Annotated in this window: 15 protein-coding genes; 6 read left to right on the forward strand and 9 right to left on the reverse strand. The window is 58.6% G+C overall.

Going from position 1 to position 22581, the window contains the following annotated elements; translation table 11 throughout:
* Positions 1-85: 85 nt before the first annotated feature.
* The 7 genes from RHM65_RS13770 to RHM65_RS13800 all read right to left on the reverse strand — a co-directional run bounded on the left by RHM65_RS13770 (position 86) and on the right by RHM65_RS13800 (position 8189).
* Complete coding sequence (locus tag RHM65_RS13770) at positions 86-1747, reverse strand: BatD family protein (RefSeq protein ID WP_322183602.1); 1662 nt, start codon at positions 1745-1747, stop codon at positions 86-88.
* The gene (locus tag RHM65_RS13775) at positions 1744-3480 is read right to left on the reverse strand and encodes a VWA domain-containing protein (protein ID WP_322183603.1); all 1737 of its coding nucleotides are present in this window, start codon (positions 3478-3480) and stop codon (positions 1744-1746) included. Before RHM65_RS13775 ends, RHM65_RS13770 begins: the two co-directional genes overlap by 4 nt.
* Positions 3477-4547, reverse strand: a complete 1071-nt coding sequence (locus RHM65_RS13780; protein WP_322183604.1) for a VWA domain-containing protein — start codon at positions 4545-4547, stop codon at positions 3477-3479. The genes RHM65_RS13775 and RHM65_RS13780 overlap by 4 nt, the downstream gene beginning before the upstream one ends.
* On the reverse strand, positions 4540-5034 hold the full coding sequence (locus tag RHM65_RS13785; RefSeq protein ID WP_322165416.1) for a DUF4381 domain-containing protein: 495 nt from the start codon (positions 5032-5034) through the stop codon (positions 4540-4542). The genes RHM65_RS13780 and RHM65_RS13785 overlap by 8 nt, the downstream gene beginning before the upstream one ends.
* Entirely contained in the window at positions 5031-5975 is a 945-nt protein-coding gene (locus RHM65_RS13790; protein ID WP_322183605.1) for a DUF58 domain-containing protein, read from the reverse strand. The genes RHM65_RS13785 and RHM65_RS13790 overlap by 4 nt, the downstream gene beginning before the upstream one ends.
* Before the next feature lie 4 nt (positions 5976-5979).
* Complete coding sequence (locus RHM65_RS13795) at positions 5980-6939, reverse strand: AAA family ATPase (RefSeq protein ID WP_219061506.1); 960 nt, start codon at positions 6937-6939, stop codon at positions 5980-5982.
* 890 nt (positions 6940-7829) lie between these two features.
* The gene (locus tag RHM65_RS13800) at positions 7830-8189 is read right to left on the reverse strand and encodes a hypothetical protein (RefSeq protein ID WP_322165414.1); all 360 of its coding nucleotides are present in this window, start codon (positions 8187-8189) and stop codon (positions 7830-7832) included.
* 398 nt (positions 8190-8587) lie between these two features.
* Here RHM65_RS13800 and RHM65_RS13805 point away from each other — a divergent pair, with 398 nt between their 5' ends.
* On the forward strand, positions 8588-13450 hold the full coding sequence (locus tag RHM65_RS13805; RefSeq protein WP_322183606.1) for an NAD-glutamate dehydrogenase: 4863 nt from the start codon (positions 8588-8590) through the stop codon (positions 13448-13450).
* Between the two features lie 416 nt (positions 13451-13866).
* On the opposite strand, the gene acnB is transcribed toward RHM65_RS13805, so the two are convergent.
* Entirely contained in the window at positions 13867-16467 is a 2601-nt protein-coding gene (gene acnB, locus RHM65_RS13810; protein WP_322185342.1) for a bifunctional aconitate hydratase 2/2-methylisocitrate dehydratase, read from the reverse strand.
* A 401-nt stretch (positions 16468-16868) separates the two neighbouring features.
* Between acnB and RHM65_RS13815 the strand changes: the two genes are divergently transcribed.
* Positions 16869-17339: a DUF1289 domain-containing protein gene (locus RHM65_RS13815; protein WP_322165412.1), complete on the forward strand. Its 471-nt coding sequence runs from the start codon at positions 16869-16871 to the stop codon at positions 17337-17339.
* Positions 17340-17447: 108 nt separating this feature from the next.
* Here the strand turns inward: RHM65_RS13815 and RHM65_RS13820 are convergent, their stop codons facing one another.
* On the reverse strand, positions 17448-18299 hold the full coding sequence (locus RHM65_RS13820) for a universal stress protein (protein ID WP_322165411.1): 852 nt from the start codon (positions 18297-18299) through the stop codon (positions 17448-17450).
* A gap of 223 nt (positions 18300-18522) precedes the next feature.
* Between RHM65_RS13820 and RHM65_RS13825 the strand changes: the two genes are divergently transcribed.
* The 4 genes from RHM65_RS13825 to RHM65_RS13840 all read left to right on the forward strand — a co-directional run bounded on the left by RHM65_RS13825 (position 18523) and on the right by RHM65_RS13840 (position 22524).
* Positions 18523-19134, forward strand: a complete 612-nt coding sequence (locus RHM65_RS13825; RefSeq protein ID WP_322171047.1) for a tRNA-(ms[2]io[6]A)-hydroxylase — start codon at positions 18523-18525, stop codon at positions 19132-19134.
* Between the two features lie 136 nt (positions 19135-19270).
* The gene (locus RHM65_RS13830) at positions 19271-19759 is read left to right on the forward strand and encodes a MarR family transcriptional regulator (RefSeq protein WP_322183608.1); all 489 of its coding nucleotides are present in this window, start codon (positions 19271-19273) and stop codon (positions 19757-19759) included.
* Complete coding sequence (locus RHM65_RS13835) at positions 19756-21249, forward strand: efflux transporter outer membrane subunit (protein ID WP_322183610.1); 1494 nt, start codon at positions 19756-19758, stop codon at positions 21247-21249. Before RHM65_RS13830 ends, RHM65_RS13835 begins: the two co-directional genes overlap by 4 nt.
* Before the next feature lie 15 nt (positions 21250-21264).
* Positions 21265-22524, forward strand: a complete 1260-nt coding sequence (locus tag RHM65_RS13840) for an HlyD family efflux transporter periplasmic adaptor subunit (protein WP_322183612.1) — start codon at positions 21265-21267, stop codon at positions 22522-22524.
* Positions 22525-22581: the final 57 nt, after the last annotated feature.

The raw sequence follows: 22581 nt of genomic DNA on the forward strand, positions 1-22581 counted from the left end.
GACGACGCGATATGTCTGTTGAACCGCGTGGCCTGTTTTGCGAATAAATTCGCTCCCACAGGGTGACTGTGTCTAGCCGTTAACCTTATTTCGGGTACAGCGGCGGCAGGCTGGTGTCGGCCGCTGGGTCTTGGGTTCGTTCGCGGGTGGGCAGGGTGCGCACGGCGCTCCATAGGGCTTCGCCTTGCCAGTCGTGGCCGGTTTCGCTGTAGAGCGCGCCGTTCAGTTCATCGAGGGCGTCGGACAACGGGACAAACCGCGCGGCCATGTCGGCCAGGGTTTCCGGTTGTTGACGGGCCCAAGCGTCCAGTGCCTGGCGGGTTGCTTGCGGGTCATTTGCCAGGCTGGCGCGTTTCAGTTCGTCCAGCACGGTGCGTGGGCTCGGGCCGGCTTGTACCACCCGCGCCTCCGCTGGTTGCCAACGGGCCCGCCACCAGAGGCCGAAGCCGATCAGGGTCGAGCAGGCCAACAAAAACGTGCTCAGTTGCCACGGCCACAGCACTGCACCGCCAACGCCCAGACCATTAGTGGTGTTGACCGGCATGTCGACCGACAAGCCTGGGTTGCTCGCAACCTGCAAGGTCCGGGCGGGCAAGCTGCTGTGTTCCAAGTGATCTTCGTGGGTGTTCCACCACACCACGTCAACGGTGGGCAAATCAATCGCGCCAGTGCGGGTCGGCACCAGGGCTTCGCGCTCTATACGACTGCCGATCAAGCCCCGGTCGCTGGCCTGATTGCTCAGTTGCGGTTGGTCAGGGTAGCGTCGCAGACCGCTGACAGTGGTCGCGGGCAGCGGCGGCAATTGTGCGCTGGACAGGCCTTCAGCCTTGAGGGTCAGGCTGCGGGTCAGGGAGTCACCGACCAAGCTGTGGTCGGGCTCAGGATTCCAGTCTTCGCTCAGGCTTACACTGCGGGCCGGCAACCATGGACTGTCGGCCGGGTAATCAACCGGTTGCGCCTTGACTGACAGGGTAATTTCCGTCGAGCTGACGTGCACCAATTTACCCGGTTTCGGGGCTGACGGTTGCGCGCTGTGGCCCTGGTCTTGAGCCTGGCTCGGACTGTCCTGGACCAAGGTTGCGCTGAACACCTGGGCGGGAATCAGTAGGTTGCCGCTGCGTTGTGGATAAATCGCGTAGCGCATTTCGATAACGCCGTGGCGAATACCGTTGATCAGCTTTTCATAGGTGCGGGTATCTCCGAGCCGTTCGATTCGGGTGTCCGGGATGACCAACGGCGTCAGGTTGCTGTCATCAAACAACGGGACCGAGTGATAAATACGCAGCGTGAGCACGGCTTGCGCCTGAACGTAGACGCTGTCTTGGTCGAGGCTGGCCTCAATAAACACTGGCGCCAAAGCGTTGCCTTGTGCCTGGTCTTCACCTTGGGTTACTTGCAGTGTGATGGGTTGGCTGGTGAGTTGGCCCAGTTGCAACGACGGAATTTCCACCGTGCCGTTCTGTCTGGGCAGCAGGGTAATGATCCAGCGCGTGGTGGCTTGAGAGCCACCGTCCAGGGTCGTCAGGTGGTTGACCTGGCGCGTGCCTTGAACGGTAAAGTCGTTGTCCAGCGCACTCAGGTCCGGTTTGCCAAACAGGGTAGGGTCGTCGGACTCCAGCGTCAGCTCCACGGTCTCGCCAGCGTTCAGCCGCGCACGGTCGACGCTGGCCACCAGCATCGCCGCTTGGGCAGATAAGGCCACGCAACAGAGCGCAAGGCTAATCAAAAAGGTGTGTACGCGACTCATCGACTCTGTCCCTGATGTTGTTGCTGTTCGTACCAGAATTTACGTCGCAACAGCTCGCCGGGATCGTCCGGGATCTGCCGTAACCATTGCTCCAACGCCTGCCGCCGCTCGCCGTCGAGGGTGGTGTCACTCGGGCGAATCGGTGGTCGGGTGGTGCCTTCGTCACCGAGTTGTGAACCCGGAACATCGTTGCCGCCCGCCGTCGCTGTCGGGTTGTTCAAACCGTTGTCGCGGGTTGCACTGTCATCGCCCGGGGGCGGCGTCGGTTGTGGCGGGGTTTGCGGTTCAGTGGTCGCGCCGGGTTGAGCGGTCTGGCCGAGGTCTTCAGTTTTGCTCTCGGCGGTTTTGTTTAGGTCGGCGTTGCGCTGCTGCTTGCGTTGTTCCAGCACTTGCTCGACCAAGGTTTTGTTGGCTAACGCCGGTTTCAAGTCTGGCTGACGTTCGAGTGCCTGTTCGTAAGCATCCAGCGCCGCTTCCAATTCACCGGCCTTGGCCAGAGCATTACCGCGATTGTAATGATCAGCAGCGGTGTTGCCTTCGGCGAATCGCTGAGCGGCACTGGCGTATTCGCCGGCCTCGTAAAGCGCCACGCCTTGCCATTGGCTGTCTTCGAAGTGTCGTGCGGCTTCGGCGGGACGGCTTTCTTCAAGCAAATACTGACCTTGTTGGTCGGGGCGTAGCCACAGGTCGTCAAATTCGAAGGCGTAGCTGGGTTGCGGCAGCATGAACAGCAGCGGCAGGCAAAAAAGCCAGCCTTTACGCCCGGCGCAGGCCGCCAGCAACAGTAATGGCAGGATCAGCCACGGACCTTGATCGTCCCAGCTGTCCAAGTGCAGGGTTTGACCGTTCTTACGCACTCTTTGCGGGCTGTCCAGTAAGCCGAGTCCGCGCAGATCGGAGTCGTCGAGACGTGCCTGACGATAGAGTCCATCAAGTTGGCTGGCGAAGTCTTTCAGGCTTGCGCCATCCAGGCGCGGCAGCAGAATCGCGCCTTGGTCATCCTTGAGGAAACCGCCTTTTTCCTGCGCAACTGGCACACCTTCAGCGGTGCCGATGCCGAGCAACAGCAGCGGCGGCGCATCCCGGCCCATCGCCTGACGAATGCCTTCGCGCTCTTGTTCATTGAGCGAAGAGCCAATCCATAACACTCGACCCTGGCCTTGGGCGCCTTGCTTGAGCAGGGCGAGGGCCTTTTTGACGGCCAAGTCGGCGCGGTGTCCGGCCTCCGGCATGATCGAGGGTTTGAGCGCGTCGAGCAGATTACGGCTGGTGCCCAAGTCATCGGACAATGGCACCAGCGTGTGGGCGCTCCCGGCGTACACCACAATGGCGGTCTGCGAGTCGCTGCGGTTTTGCAGTAAATCGAGCAGTTTGCGCCGCGCTTGTTCGACCCGTGTGGGGGGTGTGTCGGTGGCCATCATTTCCGGGGTCAGTTCGAGTACAACCACCAAGGGGTCCGCAGGTTTCTGGCTGATTTGTTCTACCCGCTGCCAACTGGGGCCGAGCAACGCCAGGATGGCGAGCGTCCAGCCCAGGCCGAGCGCGATCCACGGCAACTTACTGGCGCGGCCCTTGCCGCCGCCAAGCAGCACCGCATGGAACGCAGCAGGCAAAATCATTTGCCAGCGTCCGGCGCGTTGTTGCCGATTCCACAGTTGCCAGAGCAGCCAGCCCAACACGGGCACGGCAGCCAGCCAGCCAGGACGAAGCCAGTGCGGCCAAAGCGCGATCATCGACGCCTCCGCAAACGCTTGAGCCGCTGCCGCCACTGTTCATTGGAGGGTAAGAAAGCTTTCTGTTTGAAAAACCGCTGCAACAGCGTGTTCGGCCAGCGCTCTCTCACCACCAACAATAGGCTCAGCAATAACGCACCCGCCAGCGGCCAGCGATAAAGCGTCTGCGCCGGGCGTGCTTGGGTCGGTTGTTGGGCGACCGGTTCAAGTTTGTCGAGGGTCTGTTTGATCTTTTGTAACTGCTGACCATCACGGGCGCGGAAGTACCGGCCGCCGGTGATATCAGCGATTTCCTTGAGACTGGGTTCGTCCAAGTCAAGGCTGGGGCTGAGGCCCAGCATGGCCAGCGAGCCGCCTTGGTTGGGGTCGGCGCCGATGCCGATGGTGTAGATCTTCACGCCTTCGCCAGCGGCCAAGCGCGCCGCAGTAACGGGGTCGATTTGCCCGGCGTTGTTGGCGCCGTCAGTCACCAGAATCAGTACCCGGCTTTGCGCCGGACGTTGGCGCAGACGTTTGATGGCCAGACCGATAGCGTCACCAATGGCGGTATTTTTGCCAGCGATACCGACTTTTGCCTCATCCAGCCAGATGCGCACGGTGCGTCGGTCGAAGGTCAGCGGCGCCTGAACGTAGGCGCGGCTGCCAAACAGGATCAAGCCGACGCGATCACCTTGGCGACTGGCCAGAAAATCCCCTAACAGGTGCTTGACCAAGTTCAGGCGGCTGACGTCTTCGTCGTTCAAGCGCATGTCGGGGTAGTCCATGGAGCCGGAAACGTCCACCGCCACCAACAAGTCGCGGCCGCTGGCGGCTATCGGCAACGGATCACCCAGCCATTGCGGACGTGCCGCCGCCATCAGCAGCAACAGCCACAGCGCGATGAACGGAATTTGCTGACGCCATGCCGGCATATTGGCCCGCGCCTTACGCCCGGCCAGTTCTTCCAACTCGCTCAGGAAACCGATTTTTAGCGCCGCTTCGCCGCTGTCTGCCGCAGGCAGCAATACTCGTAATAGCCACGGCAGTGGTAGCAGGATGAAAATCCACGGCCAGGCGAGTTCAAACATGTTTGCGAATCCAGGTGTCGACCGCTTGATTCAGGCCAGTGATGGCTTTGTCGTCAAGTTTGCATTCGGGTTTGTAAGCGCCTTCGACCAATATCATCCACCGTGTGAGGCCCGCCGCGGGGCAGCGGTTGTCGAGGAACGCCAACCATTTTCGGCCGTTGAGCGTGTGGCTTTGGCTGTAGGGGTAGTGGTTGCGGCACAAGCGTTTCAGTAGCGCATTAAGTTGTTGCAACCAGGCGCCGGCGGGGGCGCCGTCGTAGGGTTTGGGCAGTTGCGCGAGTTCTTCCAGCGCTGCCAGTCGCAGTGGGTCCAACGGCAACTCGGACCTGATGATCAAGCGCTTGCCTGGCCAATAACGACGCAACCACCAAACCCCCCAGGCGGCAAACGGTAGTAAGAGCAACACGATCCACCAGCCCGGCGCTGGCGGCCAGATATCGATCGCCGAGGGCGGTATCAGCGGCTGCAGTTGCTCCAGGTTACTCATCGTTTTTTACCCGGGCGCTGGGCGCTCAGGTATTCGCGCAATTGCTCGACCATCCCGCTCTTGGTGCTCAGCGGAATCGACAGCACGTGCAGTTTTTGCGCGAGCAATTCCCAGCGTGCAACCCGTGCTTCGCCTTGGGCGCGGTAAGCCTGGCGCAACTCGGGATCCAAGGTGTCCAGTTCCAGTCGCGCGCCACGCTCGGCGAATCGCAGCAGGCCTGCCGCCGGCAACGCATGATCAAGCGGATCGGACAACGGCAACAGCAGCAGGTCGCAATGCCGTGATAGCAGGTTCAATTGTTGCTCCGCCGCGTCGGAAATCGCTCGTTCATCGCAAATCACAAATACCAGGCTGCCGGGGCGTAACACCTCTCGCGCCCGGCGCAAGGCGATACCGAATGCATCACGGTCGGCAGCAATTTCGGTGTTCAGTGATTGGTTGACCCGCACCAGCCGATTGAGCAATTGCAGCAGGCTCTGCTTACTGCGCCGAGGTTTGATCTCGTAGTGTTCGTTGTCGCCAAACACCAGTCCGCCGACCCGATCATTGTGGCCTAGGGCTGCCCAGCCGATCAGTGCGGCGGCCTGGGCCGCCAGCACGGATTTGAACATCAGCCCGGAGCCAAAAAATAGCCGACGGCTTTGCTCGACCAGAATGAAAATCGGCCGCTCGCGTTCTTCATGGAACAATTTGGTGTGCGGTTCCTGGGTGCGGGCGGTGACGCGCCAATCGATGGTGCGTACGTCATCGCCGGCCTGATAGACGCGCACCTGGTCGAAGTCGACGCCTCGGCCACGCAGTTTCGAGTGGTGCAGGCCGATCAGCGGGCTGCGCTGGTTGGGCGTGGAAAACAGCTGCACTTCGCGCACGCGATGACGCATCTCGATCAGTTCGTCGAGGCTGACGCGAATTCCGGGGTCGGCAATCGGCTGCGGTTGCATGGGGTCAGGCGACAGCCACGACGTCGAGGATGCGCTGGATCACGCGGTCCTGATCAATTCCGGCTGCTTCGGCCTCAAACGACAGGATGATGCGGTGACGCAGCACGTCGAACAGCACGGCTTGAATGTCTTCCGGGCTGACGAAATCTCGCCCGGCGAGCCAAGCGTGGGCCCGAGCGCAACGGTCCAGGGCGATGGATCCACGGGGGCTGGCGCCATAAGCGATCCAGTCGGCCATTTCCGGGTCGAACTTGGCCGGGGTGCGCGTGGCCATGACCAGTTGCACCAAGTATTCCTCCACCGCATCGGCCATGTACAGGCCAAGAATTTCTTTGCGCGCGGCAAAAATGGCTTGCTGGCTGACCCGGCGTTCTGGCTTGGTTTCGCCATTCAGCGCTTCGCCACGGGCCTGCTGCAGAATCTTGCGTTCGACGGCCGCGTCCGGGAAGCCGATTTTGACGTGCATCAGGAAGCGGTCGAGCTGGGCTTCGGGCAGCGGGTAGGTGCCTTCCTGCTCAATCGGGTTCTGGGTCGCCATCACCAAAAACAGCGGTGACAGTTCATACGTGCTACGCCCGACGCTGACCTGACGTTCGGCCATGGCCTCGAGCAGTGCCGATTGCACCTTGGCCGGCGCGCGATTGATTTCATCGGCGAGCACCAAGTTGTGGAAGATCGGCCCCTGTTGGAAGACGAAGCTGCCTGTTTCGGGACGATAGATCTCCGTACCGGTGATGTCGGCTGGCAACAGGTCGGGCGTGAACTGAATACGATGGAATTGCGCTTCAACGCCTTCGGCCAGTTCTTTGATCGCCTTGGTCTTGGCCAGACCCGGTGCGCCCTCGACCAACATATGGCCGTCAGCGAGCAGGGCAATCAATAGCCGTTCGATCAGTTTTTCCTGACCGAGAATCTGCGTTGAAAGAAAGGTTCGCAGCGCAATCAGCGCTTCACGATGTTCCATCGGATGACGGTTCCTGGCAGATGATCAGCGGCGTCAAATGACACCGCAACTGGGGGCGTTACTTTAATCCATCCGAGCGGTGCCGACTAACGGCTATAGGGTTTTTTCCGGGATTTCGAGGTGATTGCCCTATCCAGTGGACTTATAGCGCCGATTTTCGCCGCAACCCGGGGTCTGTCAAAAATCTTCTGTAGGAGCCACGTGTTGGCGAAGCGGTGTGTCAGGTATATCGTCTCGCCAAAAGGTTGCTGTTATAAAACTTATTTTAATCTTTTATAAACAATAGGTTGGCGCTGAGTTTCGTGTGTGTATCCGGCCTTTGTGGTTGCTGATCTTATGGTTTCGCTTTTACAGCGAGGCACCTTTTTCAAACGTCGGAGCGCCGAACCGCAAAAAGGTCCCCCAAAACGCTTGCCCCACCATGCGGGCCCTCGCTTAGGCTCGGTCTTCCCTCACTCCAGCGTTGCTCCGGGGGTCGCCGTGAGCGGCCGTCCCTGGCCGCGCACGGCTTTCTCGGCATCCTTGCCTCGTTACCCCCTGCGCAACGCCTGCGTTCGGCCGCATGGTTTCACGGGGCCTCTTCCCGCAATTCGATATTCAATTCACTGGCGATCTACAGGGAGGCGGCCATCTGAGCCAACTTGTTGGCGAAGGTCCTTCGGCCTTGTCGCAGCCTTCGGCAGCTCCTACAGAAACTGTGCAGCGCCAAAACCCGTGGGACCGAATTTATTCGGGAAGGCGCCAGTCCTGACACCCTGCAATCTCAAACCACAGAAAGTGCCAACTAGTTTGCTGCGCGACAGCGCGGCGTCGAAGATGTGGCGGCCCCTCCTACAGGTCTGTGAACTGCGAAGCGGTATGTCGAGCACACCTCATACGTCCGGTTTCAATCAGTCAATTTCGCTTACGTAAGTACCCACATCGTCCAGAATCAATTGCAGAGTTTCGGCTACTTCCCGCAGGTCGGCTCCCGACATGCCGTGCCGGATCTCATATTCTGCGTGGCCCTCCAGCTGTTTGGCATCTTCCGGATCGATTTCGATCAGCAAGCGCTCGGCGCTGAGGGTTGCCTTCAGGCTTTTCAGCTCCAGTGATTTGTCATCGCCGACGGTAATTTCCACCTGGGTCTCGTCCGGGAAACGCGTCAGCAAGAACAGGTCGCCGGTTTCGCCGTGGCAGCTCAGCATCGCCATGTCGTCGTATTCGTCGTCGCATGGATTGACGATGATGCTTGGGGTGTTGATCAGCATGAGTGAACTCCGGGTTTATCGAAAACGGGCAGGCGTGATGATACCGCAGTGGACGGCTCAGTTTACCCATGGGTTGCGCGGCGTCGGGCTGCCGATGACCGAATATGTCGCCGCACCGCAAGCACGGTCAGGCTCGCAATCGTTAAGCTGCGCAGCAGATGAAAGCCGGTAACGACAGCGCCTGCCTGGGCAGTGCCTTTTTAGATACGGCCCATTTTTTTCGTCACGCGCAGTCAAACAAACAGATGTGACTACCCGTTCGCGACGAGCGTTTGTTCTATAGCTTCACTACCCTGTCATGCTGTGCTGCTTTTGTTTAATTCCAGCACGCGTGATGGCGATCCCCCAGAAGGGGATGCGACGTTTCCATCAATAAAAGCCCAAGCGGAGTACCACAGATGGCGTTCTTCACCGCAGCCAGCAAGTCTGACTTTCAGCATCAACTGCAAGCAGCACTGGCGCAGCACATCAGTGAACAGGCACTGCCACAAGTGGCGCTGTTCGCTGAGCAATTCTTCGGCATTATCTCCCTTGATGAACTGACCCAGCGCCGGCTATCCGACCTGGCCGGTTGCACCCTGTCTGCCTGGCGACTGCTTGAACGTTTTGAAAGTATTCATCCGCAAGTGCGGGTCTACAACCCGGATTACGAACGTCACGGCTGGCAGTCGACCCACACCGCAGTTGAGGTTCTGCACCACGATTTACCGTTCCTGGTGGATTCGGTACGCACCGAACTGAACCGCCGCGGTTACAGCATTCATACCCTGCAAACCACCGTGCTCAGCGCCCGTCGGGGTGCCAATGGCGAATTGCTGGAGCTGCTGCCAAAAGGCAGCAACGGTGATGACGTGCAGCAAGAATCGCTGATGTACCTGGAAATCGACCGCTGCGCCAACTCCGCTGAAATGAACGTGCTGGCGCGTGAATTGGAACAAGTGCTGGACGAAGTACGGGTCGCGGTCGCTGATTTCGAACCGATGAAGAGCAAGATCGGCGAGCTGCTGGCCGGCATCGATACCATGGAGTTCGCCGTCGAAGAGGGCGAGAAATCCGAGGTCAAGGTCTTCCTGCAATGGTTGGTGGATAACCACTTCACCTTCCTCGGCTATGAAGAATTTGAAGTCCGCAGCGACGAGGCCGGTGGCTACCTGGTGTATGACGAGTCGTCGTTCCTCGGTCTGACTAAGCTGCTGCGTGCCGGGCTGACCAAAGACGACCTGCACATCGAAGACTACGCAGTGAATTACCTGCAAGAGCCGATGTTGCTGTCGTTCGCCAAGGCCGCTCACCCAAGCCGCGTGCACCGCCCGGCCTACCCGGACTACGTGTCAATCCGCCAGATCGACGCTAGCGGTAACGTCACCAAAGAATGCCGATTCATGGGCTTGTACACCTCGTCGGTGTACGGCGAAAGCGTGCGTCAGATCCCCTATATCCGTCGCAAGGTGGCGGAAGTGGAGCGTCGCTCGGGTTTCGATTCAAAGGCGCATTTGGGTAAAGAACTGACCCAGGTCGTGGAAGTGCTGCCGCGTGATGACCTGTTCCAGACGCCGGTGGACGAGCTGTTCAACACCGTGATGTCTATCGTGCAGATCCAGGAGCGCAACAAGATTCGCGTGTTCCTGCGCAAAGACCCGTACGGCCGCTTCTGCTATTGCCTTGCCTACGTGCCGCGTGACGTGTATTCCACCGAAGTTCGGCAGAAGATCCAGCAAGTGCTGATGGATCGCTTGAAAGCCAGCGATTGCGAATTCTGGACCTTCTTCTCCGAGTCAGTTCTGGCCCGCGTGCAGTTGATCCTGCGTGTGGACCCGAAAAGCCGCCTCGACATCGATCCGCAGCAACTGGAAAACGAAGTGGTTCAGGCCTGCCGTTCGTGGCAGGACGACTATTCGAGCCTAGTGGTCGAAAGCTTCGGCGAAGCCCACGGTACCAGCGTATTGGCCGACTTCCCGAAAGGCTTCCCAGCCGGTTACCGCGAGCGCTTTGCCGCGCATTCGGCGGTGGTCGATATGCAGCATTTGCTGAGCCTGACCGAAGCCAACCCCCTGGTGATGAGCTTTTATCAACCGCTGGCACAAGGCGGCAAGCAACAACTGCACTGCAAGCTGTACCACGCAGACACACCGCTGGCGTTGTCCGACGTGCTGCCGATCCTGGAAAACCTCGGCCTACGGGTATTGGGCGAATTCCCCTATCGTCTGCGTCGTACCAATGGCCGCGAATTCTGGATTCACGATTTTGCTTTCACTGCTGGCGAAGGCTTGAACCTCGACATCTCGCAACTGAACGACACCCTGCAAGACGCGTTTGTCCACATCGTCAGCGGCGATGCCGAAAACGATGCGTTCAACCGTTTGGTGCTGACCGCCGGTTTGCCTTGGCGCGATGTGGCGTTGCTGCGGGCTTATGCGCGCTACATGAAGCAAATCCGTTTGGGCTTCGACCTTGGCTACATCGCGAGCACCCTGAATAACCACACGGAAATCGCTCGCGAGCTGACCCGGTTGTTCAAGACGCGTTTCTATCTGGCGCGCAAACTCACCGGCGATGACCTGGAAGACAAACAGCTGCGTCTGGAACAGGCGATTTTGACGGCCTTGGACGAGGTTCAGGTGCTCAATGAAGACCGTATCCTGCGGCGTTATCTGGACCTGATCAAAGCCACCCTGCGGACCAACTTTTATCAGCCCGATGCCAACGGCCAGAACAAGAGCTATTTCAGCTTCAAGTTCAACCCGCGTCTGATTCCCGAGCTGCCGAAGCCGGTGCCGAAATTCGAGATTTTCGTCTATTCGCCACGGGTTGAAGGCGTGCATTTACGCTTCGGTAACGTCGCTCGCGGAGGTCTGCGTTGGTCGGACCGTGAAGAAGATTTCCGTACTGAAGTGTTGGGCTTGGTAAAAGCTCAGCAAGTGAAGAACTCGGTCATCGTGCCAGTAGGCGCCAAAGGTGGGTTCATTCCGCGTCGTCTGCCGTTGCTGGGTGGCAGCCGCGATGAGACTCAGGCCGAGGCGATTGCCTGCTACAAGATCTTCATCTCCGCCCTGTTGGACATCACCGATAACCTGAAAGACGGTGGCTTGGTGCCGCCGCTGAATGTGGTGCGCCACGACGAAGATGACCCGTATCTGGTGGTGGCTGCCGACAAAGGCACCGCAACTTTCTCCGACATCGCCAACGGCATCGCCATCGAATACGGCTTCTGGCTCGGCGACGCGTTTGCGTCCGGTGGATCGGCCGGTTACGACCACAAGAAGATGGGCATCACCGCCAAAGGCGCGTGGGTCGGTGTGCAGCGTCACTTCCGTGAACGCGACATCAATGTCCAGAAGGACAACATCAGCGTGATCGGTATCGGCGACATGGCCGGTGACGTCTTCGGTAACGGCTTGTTGATGTCAGAAACCTTGCAACTGGTGGCCGCGTTCAACCACCTGCATATTTTCATCGATCCAAACCCGGAACCGGCTAACAGCTTCGTCGAGCGTCAACGCTTGTTCGATCTGCCACGTTCGTCCTGGTCGGACTACGACACCAGCATCATGTCCCAGGGCGGCGGGATTTATCCGCGCAGTTTGAAGAGCATTCCGATCAGCCCAGAGATGAAAGCGCGTTTCGACATCAGCGCCGACAAGCTGACCCCGACCGAGCTGCTCAACGCGTTGCTCAAGGCGCCGGTTGATTTGCTGTGGAACGGCGGCATCGGCACCTACGTTAAATCCAGCGAAGAAAGCCACGCTGATGTGGGCGACAAGGCCAACGATGCGCTGCGGGTGAACGGTAACGAGCTGCGCTGCAAAGTGGTAGGCGAGGGCGGCAACCTCGGCATGACCCAACTGGGTCGCGTCGAATTCGGCCTCAATGGCGGCGGTTCTAACACCGACTTCATCGACAACGCCGGTGGCGTGGATTGCTCCGACCACGAGGTAAACATCAAGATCCTGCTTAACGAAGTGGTTCAGGCAGGCGACATGACTGAAAAACAGCGTAACCAGCTGCTGGAAAGCATGACCGACGAAGTGGGCCACTTGGTATTGGGCAATAACTACAAGCAGACCCAGGCATTGTCCTTGGCTGCGCGTCGGGCTTACGAGCGGATCGCTGAATACAAGCGCTTGATGAACGATCTGGAAGCACGGGGCAAGCTGGACCGTGCCATCGAGTTCCTGCCAGCCGAAGAGCAACTGGCTGAGCGCATCGCGGCAGGCCATGGCTTGACCCGTCCTGAGCTGTCGGTGCTGATTTCGTACAGCAAAATCGACCTCAAGGAATCCTTGCTTGAGTCTCGCGTGCCGGACGACGACTACCTCGCTCGCGACATGGAAACGGCTTTCCCGCCGTCCCTGGCGGCGAAATTCTCCGAAGCCATGCGTCGTCACCGACTCAAGCGCGAAATTGTCAGCACCCAGATCGCCAACGATCTGGTTAACCACATGGGCATCACCTTCGTGCAGCGGCTCAAAGAGTCCACCGGCATGAGCGCTGCCAACGTGGCCGGTGCGTACGTGATCGTGCGGGACATCTTCCACCTGCCGCACTGGTTCCGTCAGATCGAAGCGCTGGACACCAAGGTGCCGGCTGAAATCCAGCTGGCGCTGATGGACGAGCTGATGCGCCTGGGCCGTCGCGCCACGCGTTGGTTCCTGCGCAGCCGTCGCAACGAATTGGACGCCGGTCGTGATGTTGCACACTTTGGTCCGCACGTCGCCGCCCTGGGTCTGAAACTCGACGAGTTGCTCGAAGGCCCGACCCGTGACGTCTGGATGAGCCGTTATGAGGCGTATGTCGAAGCCGGTGTTCCAGAATTGCTGGCGCGCATGGTTGCGGGCACTAGCCACCTCTACACGCTGCTGCCGATCATCGAAGCGTCGGACGTCACTGGGCAGAACGCTGCCGACGTGGCCAAGGCTTACTTCGCTGTGGGCAGTTCGCTGGACGTGACCTGGTACTTGCAACAGATCAGTAACTTGCCGGTTGAAAACAACTGGCAAGCGCTGGCCCGTGAAGCCTTCCGCGACGACATCGACTGGCAGCAACGGGCTATTACGGTGTCGGTCCTGCAACAGCCTGACGCGCCGGCAGAGATCGAAGCACGTCTGGAAGCGTGGCTTGAACAGCACATGCCAATGGTCGATCGCTGGCGCGCCATGTTGGTTGAGTTGCGTGCTGCAAGCGGTACGGATTACGCGATGTATGCGGTGGCCAACCGCGAATTGCTGGATCTGGCCATGAGTGGGCAAGCCAGCGTGATTTGATGGTTTGAGTTGAAGCGGTAAATCAAAAAGCCCCGCGTCGAGAGATGTGGGGCTTTTTTTGTGATTTGTAGGAGCGAACTTGTTGGCGAAAGAGGGCCTGACGCGGTGCGCCTGATACCACGGATTCTGGCGATTCACAGATTTCTGTAGGAGAGTCCGCCACGTCTTCGACGCCGCGCTGTCGCGCAGCGAACTGTGTGGCACTTGGTGTGGTTTGAGGTTGCAGGGAGTCAGGACTGAAGCCTTCCCGAATAAATTCGGTCCCACGGTTTGGCGCTACACAGATTCTGTAGGAGCTGCCGAAGGCTGCGATGAGGTCCGAAGGACCTTCGCCAACACATTGGCTCCTGCAGGCGATCTTCGGGTCATAAAAAAACCCCATCACCAGGATGGGGTTTTTTCAACGCGGTGTTTCTTTACGCTTGAATAACCGGGATGTTGGCATTGGCTGCCGACTCACGGAATTCTGCGATTTGATCGAAGCTCAGGTAGCGGTAAACGTCCGCTGCCATGGTGTCGATTTCTTTCGCGTAGGCCATGTACTCTTCGACGGTCGGCAGGCGACCGAGGATCGATGCAACGGACGCCAACTCAGCCGAAGCCAGGTAAACGTTCGCGCCATCGCCCAAGCGGTTCGGGAAGTTACGGGTTGAGGTCGAGACCACGGTGGAGTTTGGTTCAACGCGAGCCTGGTTACCCATGCACAGCGAGCAGCCCGGCATTTCCATGCGCGCGCCGGCTTTGCCGTAGATGCCGTAGTAACCTTCTTCGGTCAACTGGTGAGCGTCCATTTTGGTCGGCGGCGATAGCCACAGACGGGTTGGAAGCTGACCTTTAACCTTGTCCAGCAACTTACCGGCAGCGCGGAAGTGACCAATGTTGGTCATGCACGAACCGATGAACACTTCGTCGATCTTCTCGCCAGCAACGCTGGAAAGCAGACGGGCGTCGTCCGGGTCGTTTGGCGCGCAGAGCACAGGCTCTTTGATTTCGTCGAGGTTGATTTCGATGGTTTCGGCGTATTCGGCGTCAGCATCGGCAACCATCAACTCAGGGTTGGCAACCCAGGCTTCCATCGCTTGAGCGCGACGTTCCAGAGTCCGTGCATCGCCGTAGCCTTCGCCGATCATCCAGCGCAGCAAGGTGATGTTGGAGTTCAGGTACTCGGTGATCGACTCTTTGGACAGCTTGATGGTGCAACCGGCAGCAGAGCGTTCGGCCGAGGCGTCGGACAGCTCGAAAGCCTGTTCGATGCTCAGGTTGTCGAGGCCTTCGATTTCCAGGATGCGACCGGAGAACGCGTTCTTCTTGCCTTTCTTCTCTACGGTCAACAGGCCAGCCTGGATCGCGTAGTAAGGAATGGCATGAACCAAGTCGCGCAGAGTAACGCCCGGCTGCATTTTGCCTTTGAAGCGAACCAGGATCGATTCCGGCATGTCCAGTGGCATAACACCCGTGGCAGCAGCAAACGCGACCAGACCGGAACCTGCTGGGAACGAAATGCCCATTGGGAAGCGGGTGTGGGAGTCACCACCGGTACCGACAGTGTCCGGCAGCAGCATGCGGTTCAGCCAGCTGTGGATGATGCCATCGCCCGGACGCAGGGAAACGCCGCCGCGGGTCATGATGAAATCAGGCAGCGTGTGGTGAGTCTGCACGTCGATCGGCTTTGGATACGCCGCGGTGTGGCAGAACGACTGCATGACCAGATCGGTGGAGAAACCCAAGCAAGCCAAGTCTTTCAGCTCGTCGCGGGTCATCGGGCCAGTGGTGTCCTGGGAACCGACGGTGGTCATTTTTGGTTCGCAGTACGTGCCTGGACGGATGCCGGTTACGCCGCACGCCTTGCCGACCATTTTCTGCGCCAGGGTGAAACCCTTGGTGCTGGCAATCGGTGGCTCAGGCAGCTTGAACAGCGTCGAAGGCGGCAGGCCCAATTCGGTACGGGCTTTCTCGGTCAAACCACGGCCGATGATCAGCGGGATACGGCCGCCAGCACGGACTTCGTCCAACAGCACAGGGGTCTTCATTTCGAAGGTGGCCAGGACTTCTTCGCTGTCGTGTTTGGTGACTTTACCGGCGTACGGGTAAACGTCGATCACGTCGCCCATGTTCATGTGGGTCACATCGAATTCGATCGGCAGTGCGCCGGCGTCTTCCATGGTGTTGTAGAAAATGGGAGCAATTTTGTTGCCGAAGCAGAAACCGCCAGCGCGCTTGTTCGGCACGTTTGGAACGTCGTCGCCGAAGAACCACAACACGGAGTTGGTGGCTGACTTACGCGACGAACCGGTACCGACCACATCACCGACGTAGGCAATAGGGAAGCCTTCGCCGCGCATGCGCTCGATTTGCTTCATCGGGCCGATGGCGCCTTGTTGATCAGGCACGATGCCGTCACGGGCCATTTTCAGCATGGCGAGTGCGTGCAGCGGGATGTCAGGGCGGGACCAGGCATCAGGCGCTGGGGACAGGTCGTCGGTGTTGGTTTCGCCGGTGACCTTGAACACGCGCAGGCTGATTTTTTCGGCCAGGGTAGGGCGATTCTGGAACCATTCGCCGTCAGCCCAGGACTGCAGGACTTCTTGGGCGTGAACGTTGCCGTTCTTGGCTTTTTCGGCCACGTCGTGGAATGCGTCGAACATCAACAGTGTGTGCTTGAGTGCTTTGGCAGACTCTGGCGCCAATACGGCGTCGTCGAGTAGGTCGACCAACGTGACGATGTTGTAGCCACCTTGCATGGTGCCCAACAGTTTAACGGCGTGTTTTTTGTCAATCAGCGGGGAGGTGACTTCGCCTTTCGCCAGAGCGGACAGGAAGCCGGCCTTGACGTAAGCGGCTTCATCAACGCCTGGTGGAACGCGATTGGTGATCAGGTCGAGAAGAAAGGTTTCTTCGCCAGCCGGAGGGGTCTTCAGCAGCTCGATCAAGCCTGCGGTTTGTTCGGCGTTAAGCGGCTGGGGAACGATACCCAGAGCGGCGCGCTCTTCGATGTGTTTACGGTAGGCTTCAAGCACAGTTATTACCCTCATCAGTGGTCCCAAATGGGTGTCCGGGACGCTCATCCAGAAATAACTCGCACCCTGCACGACGAAGCTTTTGAGCCCCTTGGTCAGAGAAACGGTTATTCCTTACAGAAGCTGTTTTCAAAGTTTGACGCCTGCAGGACGGCTGATGAGTGTCGACTCAGGGGATTTCACGAGGAATTCCTGGGTCGACACCGGACTGCGGGGTTACTTAACTGTGCTCGTGACGCTTTGAAAACAGCTTCTAACGGACATTGGCGCCTTAAAAGGCTCGCTGATTCTACGGCAAAAATTGGCTAAAAGTAAGTTAACCACAGCACGTTCAAGGGTGACCCTCGTTAGACAAAGGGATAACATGCTGACCTGTTTCGCCTGTCGTAGCCTTGTTTCCTATGCCCAATCAAACCATCAAAACCCCGTGCGTCGGCCTCTGTTCCACTGTTTATGGGGATCTGGTGTGCCGTGGCTGCAAGCGTTTTCACCACGAAGTGATCAATTGGAATGGTTACAACGAGGCTGAAAAACGTGCGGTTTGGTTGCGACTGGAACAATTGTTGGTGCAGGTCATGGCGGGCAAACTTCAGGTGTTCGACCCCGCCAAGCTGCGCCTGCAACTGGAGCAGCGCAAAATTCGCTTCGTGCCGAATCAATCGGTGTATTGCTGGGCCTACCAGTTAATTGCTCGCGGGGCGCGGGTGATCACCCAGCTCGACGCCTACGGCGTGGTCCTGATGCCGGAGTTTCGCGGCTGGAACCTGCCGGACCTGCGGGACGCCATTGATCGCGAGTTTTTCCTGTTGTCTGAAGCCCATTACGAACGTTACATCGCGCCGGGGTTTTTGAAGGATACGTTTGGCGGTTAAGCGGTGGTGCGGCTTTCCCGAATAAATTCGGTCCCACAGAATGAACTGCGCATTACCCGGCGGGAGCGAACTTGTTCGCGAAGGCGCCATCGCAGGCACCGCATCAGATCAGCCGTTGACGGCCAATGCTTCCAAATGCGCAATAACCTCTTCGGTTTTCAGCACCAGCACATCACTTTCCAGCGAATCGAGAATGACTTCAGCGGTGTTGCCGATCAATGCGCCTGAAATGCCGGTGCGTCCGACGGTGCCGATGATGGTGACTGCGGCTTTAAGCGTGTGCGCGGTGTGCGGAATCAACACGTCGGCGGGGCCTTCTGCGATGTGCAAATGGCTGTCGTCAACGTCGAACTCAGTCTGAAACGCCAAACACTGCTCTTGATAACGCGCTTGGATATGGACGGCGGGATCGACTGCCGAGAGGATGGGCGCGGGGTGGGCAGCGATCACATGCAACTGACCCTTGGTCAATGCGGCAATTTCAAAGCCGTAATCGACGATGCTGAAATGCAACGCCCGGTGCTCGCCGTCGGCGTTGCCGACATCCACGGCTGCGAGGATGACGCCGCCGGTCCATGAGGTCGCGGTCTTGACCATCAATACCGCGCTGGGGCATTTGCGCAGCAGTTTCCAATCGTCGGGTGTCAGCAGGGCTTTTTTCAGCGGGTTGTCTGGGAAGTGCTGCTTGATCACCAGTCCGCAGTTTTCTGCTTGCTGCACATCAATGATGGTTTGGTGCGGGCTGTCGTTCCAGGCTTGTTGGGCGGTGGCGTTGAAATCGGCCCTGAGCAAGTCGTCCGTGAGTTCTTCGAGCAGTAGCGAATGGTCGTTTTTTTTGTCGCAGATCAGCAGGTGCAGGTGCGCTTGGGTCACGCAAGCGATCAGCTTGGCCCGGGTGAGGGCCAGACTTTCGGCGTCGTGAGGTTCGATGATCACAAGGATGCTGCGAACGGCTTGCATACGGGAGAACCTCGGCCGATGGCGGTAACCACAACTATAGTTGCAGTCTGCTGACTCGGTAGTTGATTCAGATCAGGACAAATCCGCTACCTGACGCTGTTTCATTCCCACGGCCCTCGTATAATGCTGCGCTTTGCCCACCCCGGCCGACTGTGAACCTATGCAACTGAACCCAGCAATCGACGCTCCGCTTCCTGCCGCCAAGGCCCAACGGGCCTCCGTGATGCCTGAAATCCACGAGTTCCTTGGCTGCAAAACCCCTGACGCCTGGGTCGAAGCGGCGCTGGCTGATCAACCGACGATGCTGCTCGATCACAAAAATTGTGAATTTAAAGCCGCCAGCACCGCCATGAGCATGATCGCTAAATACGGCGCGTACACCGACATGGTCCTGATGATGTCGCGGCTGGCCCGGGAAGAGTTGGTGCACCATGAGCAGGTCGTACGCCTGATGAAAAAGCGCAAGGTCGATTGGCGCCCGCTGTCCGCTAGCCGATATGCATCTGGTCTTAGATCCGCCGTGCGCAGCCATGAGCCGGTCAAACTCAGCGATACGTTGGTGGTTGGCGCGTTCATCGAAGCGCGCAGTTGCGAACGCTTTGAGAAGCTGGTGCCACATCTGGACGAAGAACTGGGCGCTTTTTATCACGGCTTGCTCAATAGCGAAGCGCGGCATTATCAGGGTTACCTGAAGTTGGCTTATCAGTATGGCGATGCCGCCGATGTGGCACAGACCATCGAAAGGATCCGGGTGGTGGAAGCCAGCTTGATCGACAGCCCGGATGTCGAGTTCCGCTTTCACAGTGGTGTTCCGCAAAACCTGGCTCAGCGCTAAGCAGCCACGCCGCTGAACGTCCGTTCAGCGGTTTCTTCGAGATAAAAACAAAGCCTCCTATTTAATGCTTGGACATTCGCTGCCTAAGCAGTAACATCTTGTCATATTCCTGCCTAGGCAGCTTTTTGGTGACTCGATGAAACACTTCACTCCCGAGAACTTTCACGCCGGTCTCATGGGCTTGCTGATAGGCCGCGTTGACGGCCTGAAGAATCGCATCCTCGACACCCATCTGGTGCCTTACGGTGTGACCTCTTCGCAATTTAAAGTGCTGATTATCGTAGGCCAGTATCAGAGCGATACGCCGGTTGAACTGTGCCGGCATCTGTCTCTGGACAGCGGTTCGATGACGCGGATGATTGATCGTCTGGTGCAGAAGGGTTTGCTGGTTCGCGATCGTTCGGAAACCGACCGTCGTCAGGTCAAGCTCGCGCTGACCGACGAAGGCCAGAAGCTGTCGCAGCGGCTGCCGCAGATTGGTGCCGAGGCAATGAATGACTTATTCGCGGCGCTCGACAGCGCCGAAGTGAAACGTCTGGAGCAGATCCTGACAAAAGTGTTAGTGGCCGCTGACGATCAAATCACTATCGCCCGCCTGGGCTTCAACCAAGCGAGTGAGCAATGAACCGCTTAGTCGTCCGAACCTCGTTTAAGCCGGCATTCCTGATGCTGGCTTTCGCCATGAGCTTGGCCGGTTGCGCCAATTACCAGGGCTTGGTAACCAAGGGGATGAGCTTGGATGCGCACAGTTTGCAGACTGCGCAGAGCTTTAAGGACATCAAGCTGTCGCCAGCGGCCTGGCCGAAAAGTGAATGGTGGAAAAGCCTCGGTGATCCTCAGCTCGACCGTTTGATCGCCGAAGCGTTGCGCGACAGCCCCGACATGCAGATCGCCAGTGCCCGTGCGCATCAGGCCAGTGCTGCTGCGTATGCGGCCGATGCCCAGCGCACGCCAATCCTGGATGCCGAAGGCGGCGTTTCCCGTTCCCGCTTGGCTGCCGATCAGAGCCCAACGGGTGAGGGCGGCACTTACTCCACAGTGCGTAACCTGGATTTGAATTTTAACTACACCTTCGATTTGTGGGGCGGGCAACGCGCCACGTGGGAAGCTGCGTTGGGCCAAGCGCGTGCCGCCGAAATCGATCAACAGTCCGCCCGGCTGACACTCGCCGCCAATGTGGCTCGAGCCTATAGCGACCTCGGTCAGGCCCATGTGGTGTATGACCTGGCGGCGGATGACTTGAAGCGCACCCGGCAAATGCTTGAGTTGGGCAACCGCCGACTGAACTCGGGCATCGACAGCCGCTTTCAATTCCAGCAGACCCAAAGCCTGGAAGCCGGCTCCGAAGCCCAGTTGATCGATGCGCAAAAACGCCTGCGCAGTGCAAAAATCAGCTTGGCGGTATTGCTCGGCAAAGGTCCGGACCGCGGCGATGAAATCGCCCGGCCAAGCGTACTCAAGCCTAGCGCTGTAGCGCTGCCGTCGTCGTTGCCTGCGCAGTTGTTGGGGCGTCGTCCTGATCTGGTCGCGGCGCGCTGGCGGGTGGAAGCAGCGAGCAAGACTATTGTGGCCGGGAAAACCAATTTTTATCCCAACTTGAACCTGAGTGCTGCCGTCGGTAGTGAGTCACTGCTGGGGGATGCGATGTTTGGCTCGGCCAGCCGCTTCTTCAATATTGCTCCGGCGGTTTCGCTGCCGATTTTCGACGGTGGGCGCTTGCGTGCTGATCTCGATGCCCGCGATGCCGATTACGACCTCGCGGTGGCGCAGTACAACAAAAGTCTGGTTCAAGCCTTGGGCGATGTCAGTGACACCTTGTCCCAAATGCGCTCTATCAGTCGCCAAATCGAGGCTCAACAGCGCGCCAGCGACATTGCCAAAGCCTCGTATGACACGGCGGCTCAACGTTTTGGCTCGGGGATCGGCAACTATGTCGACGTCCTGACCATCGAACAGCAACTGCTCCAGTCCCAACGCCAATTGGCCGACCTCACCGCCGAACGAATCGACCTCTCGATTCAGTTGATGCAAGCCTTGGGCGGCGGCTTTCAAAGCAGCTCTGCTGACCAGAACGCCGGCCCGGGTACCCCTTCAACCGCTTCGCAGACTGAATAACTCAAGGTAATCGTCATGGCTACTGCCGCTACCGATAATGCTTCGACAAACGACCAAAAAGATCAGAATGCGCCTAAGGATCAGGCCCAGCAAAAAGATCAGGCGCCTCCCAAGGACGCCAATCCGGGCAAGCGCAGGTTCTGGCTGTTGCTGGTCCTGGTGCTGGTCATTGTGGGCGCCCTGGGTATCTGGTTCTGGTACGAAAAGTACGGGCGCTGGAATGAAAGCACTGATGACGCCTACGTGAGCGGCAACGTGGTGGCGATCACGCCATTGGTAACCGGCACGGTAGTGAGCATTGGCGCCGACGACGGTGACTTGGTCCGAGAGGGACAAGTGTTGATTCAGTTTGACCCAAGCGATGCCGAAGTCGGCCTGCAAAGTGCTGAGGCAAACCTGGGCAAGACCGTGCGCCAAGTGCGCGGTTTGTACAGCAATGTCGACGGCATGAAAGCGCAGTTGGCAGCACAACGGGCTGAAGTGCAGAAAGCTCAGGACAACTTCAACCGGCGGAAAAATCTCGCGGCAGGCGGGGCAATTTCCCAGGAAGAGCTGTCCCATGCCCGTGACGATCTGACCACTGCTCAAAACAGTTTGAACAATGTGCAGCAGCAATTGGCGACCAGTTCGGCCTTGGTCGATGACACCGTTGTGTCCTCGCATCCGGACGTGAAAGCCGCCGCCGCGCAGTTGCGCCAGGCTTACTTGGCCAACGCTCGCAGTACCTTGGTCGCGCCGGTCACCGGATACGTGGCCAAGCGCACCGTTCAATTGGGTCAGCGGGTTCAGCCGGGCACGGCGTTGATGGCAGTGATTCCGCTCAATGAAGTGTGGATCGACGCCAACTTCAAGGAAACGCAACTGGGCATGATGCGCATCGGTCAGCAGGTCGACATTGAAGCGGATCTGTACGGCAGCGACGTGAAGTACACCGGTACCGTTGACAGTGTTGGCGCCGGTACGGGCAGTGCGTTTGCCCTGCTTCCTGCGCAGAACGCCACCGGTAACTGGATCAAGATCGTGCAGCGGATCCCGGTGCGTATTCACGTCAACTCGGATCAGTTGACCGAGCACCCATTGCGCATTGGCCTGTCCACTGTGGTCGATGTCAATCTCCACGACCAGAGCGGTCCGGTATTGGCGCAGCAACCGCCGAAGAAAGCGTTGTTCAGCACCAATATCTATGACAAACAGCTGGCCGACGCCGACGCAATGATCACGCGGTTGATTCACGAAAACAGTGCCGCCACTAGCAGCAAAACGGCTCAGCGCTGATACGCCAATCCATTAGCTCCGGCGCGTGTGCCGGAGCGCGGTTGAAGATTTAAAGGA

It is taken from the genome of Pseudomonas sp. CCI4.2, from assembly GCF_034350045.1.
In the GTDB taxonomy this organism is placed as follows: domain Bacteria; phylum Pseudomonadota; class Gammaproteobacteria; order Pseudomonadales; family Pseudomonadaceae; genus Aquipseudomonas.

Coding starts and splice junctions, on each gene's coding strand:
- RHM65_RS13780 (WP_322183604.1), bottom strand. CDS start 4,547: ATGTTTGAACTCGCCTGGCCGTGGATTTTCATCCTGCTACCACTGCCG.
- RHM65_RS13825 (WP_322171047.1), top strand. CDS start 18,523: ATGCCTGAAATCCACGAGTTCCTTGGCTGCAAAACCCCTGACGCCTGG.
- RHM65_RS13835 (WP_322183610.1), top strand. CDS start 19,756: ATGAACCGCTTAGTCGTCCGAACCTCGTTTAAGCCGGCATTCCTGATG.
- RHM65_RS13775 (WP_322183603.1), bottom strand. CDS start 3,480: ATGATCGCGCTTTGGCCGCACTGGCTTCGTCCTGGCTGGCTGGCTGCC.
- RHM65_RS13830 (WP_322183608.1), top strand. CDS start 19,271: ATGAAACACTTCACTCCCGAGAACTTTCACGCCGGTCTCATGGGCTTG.
- RHM65_RS13795 (WP_219061506.1), bottom strand. CDS start 6,939: ATGGAACATCGTGAAGCGCTGATTGCGCTGCGAACCTTTCTTTCAACG.
- RHM65_RS13770 (WP_322183602.1), bottom strand. CDS start 1,747: ATGAGTCGCGTACACACCTTTTTGATTAGCCTTGCGCTCTGTTGCGTG.
- RHM65_RS13815 (WP_322165412.1), top strand. CDS start 16,869: ATGCCCAATCAAACCATCAAAACCCCGTGCGTCGGCCTCTGTTCCACT.
- RHM65_RS13790 (WP_322183605.1), bottom strand. CDS start 5,975: ATGCAACCGCAGCCGATTGCCGACCCCGGAATTCGCGTCAGCCTCGAC.
- RHM65_RS13820 (WP_322165411.1), bottom strand. CDS start 18,299: ATGCAAGCCGTTCGCAGCATCCTTGTGATCATCGAACCTCACGACGCC.
- RHM65_RS13805 (WP_322183606.1), top strand. CDS start 8,588: ATGGCGTTCTTCACCGCAGCCAGCAAGTCTGACTTTCAGCATCAACTG.
- RHM65_RS13840 (WP_322183612.1), top strand. CDS start 21,265: ATGGCTACTGCCGCTACCGATAATGCTTCGACAAACGACCAAAAAGAT.
- RHM65_RS13785 (WP_322165416.1), bottom strand. CDS start 5,034: ATGAGTAACCTGGAGCAACTGCAGCCGCTGATACCGCCCTCGGCGATC.
- RHM65_RS13800 (WP_322165414.1), bottom strand. CDS start 8,189: ATGCTGATCAACACCCCAAGCATCATCGTCAATCCATGCGACGACGAA.